This is a genomic window from Agrobacterium sp. CFBP 3001 (assembly GCF_027871605.1).
In the GTDB taxonomy this organism is placed as follows: Bacteria; Pseudomonadota; Alphaproteobacteria; order Rhizobiales; family Rhizobiaceae; genus Agrobacterium; species Agrobacterium leguminum.
Genome location: NZ_JAQAHD010000047.1, coordinates 1 through 3296, shown reverse-complemented (window position 1 = coordinate 3296; position 3296 = coordinate 1). Strand labels below are relative to the sequence as shown.

General features: G+C 52.8%; 1 tRNA gene and 2 rRNA genes. All 3 read right to left on the bottom strand.

The features are described from left to right. Positions 1–2: 2 nt before the first annotated feature. Positions 3–79: transfer RNA gene (locus tag PH605_RS25150), tRNA-Met, on the bottom strand. A gap of 101 nt (positions 80–180) precedes the next feature. Next, positions 181–295: ribosomal RNA gene (rrf, locus tag PH605_RS25145) — 5S ribosomal RNA — on the bottom strand. A 392-nt stretch (positions 296–687) separates the two neighbouring features. Beyond that, a 23S ribosomal RNA gene (locus PH605_RS25140) occupies positions 688–3296 on the bottom strand; the annotation flags it as partial.

Here is a 3296-nt window from a genome sequence, read left to right as displayed (position 1 = left end):
TTTGGTTGCGGGGGCAGGATTTGAACCTGCGGCCTTCAGGTTATGAGCCTGACGAGCTACCGGGCTGCTCCACCCCGCGTTGACTTGTTTTATTATAGCATAAAGGCCGCATTTGCGGCCTTTTGATTTGGGCATTTTTGCCCTTTTGTGATTGAGAAGATTTTGAGTTGCGTTTTGCAGACCTGGCAGCGACCTACTCTCCCGCGTCTTGAGACGAAGTACCATTGGCGCTGGGGCGTTTCACGGCCGTGTTCGGAATGGGAACGGGTGCAGCCGCCCCGCGATAACCACCAGGTCGGCAAAACGCAACATATGTTCATGCGGTAGCATGAACATATGTTGCTATTTTTGGATTGGCATGCCTTATCCCGTTCGCTTGTCGCTCACGGGGGACGCCAATCGGCCATACGGTCACCTCTGATATGAGGGACCAGTTGGCCAAAGCAACCTTGTTCATGTTTTCACATGACTGTTGTTTTCGAGAAGCTGGGAAGCTTGCGCTTCGTTTTAATTTACACGTCTTTCTGTGACCGATCCGTATCCCACCTTTGCTCGAGACCGAGCGAGGCAGCCATACAGGACGCTAGTCCGTCGCGCCTTATGGCGCGCGCCGTCCGCCGGGCCTTTGGCCCGTGAGGACAGAAGATGATGTCATCGAACTTTGTTCGATGAACATATTCAATGGGAACGAAGAAGTCGATCGAGCTATTAGTAACGGTAAGCTTCACACATTGCTGTGCTTCCACACCCGTCCTATCAACGTGGTCGTCTTCCACGGCTCTGATAGGGAACACTCGTTTTCAGGTTGGTTTCCCGCTTAGATGCCTTCAGCGGTTATCCATTCCGTATATAGCTACTCTGCTATGCCCTTGGCAGGACAACAGATCCACCAGAGATACGTCCATCCCGGTCCTCTCGTACTAGGGACAGATCCTGTCAATATTCCTACACCCACGGCAGATAGGGACCGAACTGTCTCACGACGTTCTGAACCCAACTCACGTACCGCTTTAAATGGCGAACAGCCATACCCTTGGGACCTGCTCCAGCCCCAGGATGCGATGAGTCGACATCGAGGTGCCAAACAACCCCGTCGATATGGACTCTTGGGGGTCATCAGCCTGTTATCCCCGGCGTACCTTTTATCCGTTGAGCGATGGCCCTTCCACACGGGACCACCGGATCACTATGACCGACTTTCGTCTCTGCTCGACTTGTCAGTCTCGCAGTCAGGCTAGCTTATGCCATTGCACTCGACGACCGATTTCCGACCGGTCTGAGCTAACCATCGCGCGCCTCCGTTACTCTTTCGGAGGCGACCGCCCCAGTCAAACTACCCACCATACACTGTCCCGGATCCGGATAACGGACCGCGGTTAGACATCCACGAAGATAAGGGTGGTATTTCAAGGATGGCTCCACAGAAACTGGCGTCCCTGCTTCAAAGCCTACCACCTATCCTACACATGCCTTGGCGAATGCCAGTGTAAAGCTATAGTAAAGGTGCACGGGGTCTTTCCGTCTGACCGCAGGAACCCCGCATCTTCACGGGGAATTCAATTTCACTGAGTCTATGTTGGAGACAGCGGGGAAGTCGTTACGCCATTCGTGCAGGTCGGAACTTACCCGACAAGGAATTTCGCTACCTTAGGACCGTTATAGTTACGGCCGCCGTTTACTGGGGCTTCAGTTCAGAGCTTGCACCCCTCCCTTTAACCTTCCAGCACCGGGCAGGCGTCAGACCCTATACGTCGTATTGCTACTTCGCAGAGCCCTGTGTTTTTGATAAACAGTCGCTACCCCCTGGTCTGTGCCACCCCATCATACTTGCGTACAAAAGGGTCACGCTTCTTCCGAAGTTACGCGTGCAATTTGCCGAGTTCCTTCAACATAGTTCTCTCAAGCGCCTTGGTATACTCTACCTGACCACCTGTGTCGGTTTCGGGTACGGTCTATACGGTGGAGCTATTTCCTGGAACCTCTTCGCCGCCCAACCAATCCAATAAGGTTGAACAACACACGAGATCCGTCACTACCACCAGGCCCACGAATATTAACGTGGTTCCCATCGACTACGCGTGTCCGCCTCGTCTTAGGGGCCGGCTAACCCTGCTCAGATTAACTTTAAGCAGGAACCCTTGGTCTTTCGGCGAGGGAGTCTCTCACTCCCTTTATCGTTACTCATGTCAACATTCGCACTTCCGATATCTCCAGCAGCCCTCACGGGTCCGCCTTCACAGACTTACGGAACGCTCCGCTACCACTTGCGATTACTCGCAAATCCTCAGCTTCGGTGCATGGCTTTAGCCCCGTTACATTTTCGGCGCAAAGACCCTTATTTAGACCAGTGAGCTGTTACGCTTTCTTTAAATGATGGCTGCTTCTAAGCCAACATCCTGGTTGTTTTGGGATCCTCACATCCTTTCCCACTTAGCCATGACTTGGGGACCTTAGCTGGAGGTCAGGGTTGTTGCCCTTTTCACGACGGACGTTAGCACCCGCCGTGTGTCTGCCGACTAGTACTCCTCGGTATTCGGAGTTTGGTTAGGATCAGTAAGACGGTGAGTCCCCATAGCCCATCCAGTGCTCTACCCCCGAGGGTATTCGGTCGACGCTCTACCTAAATAGATTTCGCGGAGAACCAGCTATTTCCGAGTTTGATTGGCCTTTCACCCCTAGCCACAAGTCATCCCGAACTATTGCAACAGTTATGGGTTCGGCCCTCCAGTTGGTGTTACCCAACCTTCAGCCTGCTCATGGCTAGATCACTCGGTTTCGGGTCTAATGCAACTAACTAAATCGCCCTGTTCAGACTCGCTTTCGCTGCGCCTACACCTACCGGCTTAAGCTTGCTAGTTACACTAAGTCGTTGACCCATTATACAAAAGGTACGCCGTCACTCTTGCGAGCTCCGACTGTTTGTAGGCATCCGGTTTCAGGTTCTATTTCACTCCCCTCGTCGGGGTGCTTTTCACCTTTCCCTCACGGTACTTGTTCGCTATCGGTCATGCACGAGTACTTAGGCTTGGAGAGTGGTCTCCCCATGTTCAGACAGGATTTCACGTGTCCCGCCCTACTCAAGGACAATGACTGTTCTACGCGTAAGGGGCTATCACCCTCTATGGCCGACTTTTCCAAATCGTTCCGCTTTATTCATCATTGCCACTGGCCTGGTCCGCGTTCGCTCGCCACTACTTGCGGAGTCTCGGTTGATGTCCTTTCCTGCAGGTACTTAGATGTTTCAGTTCCCTGCGTTCGCTTCTTACACCCTATGTATTCAGGTGCAGATACCTTAT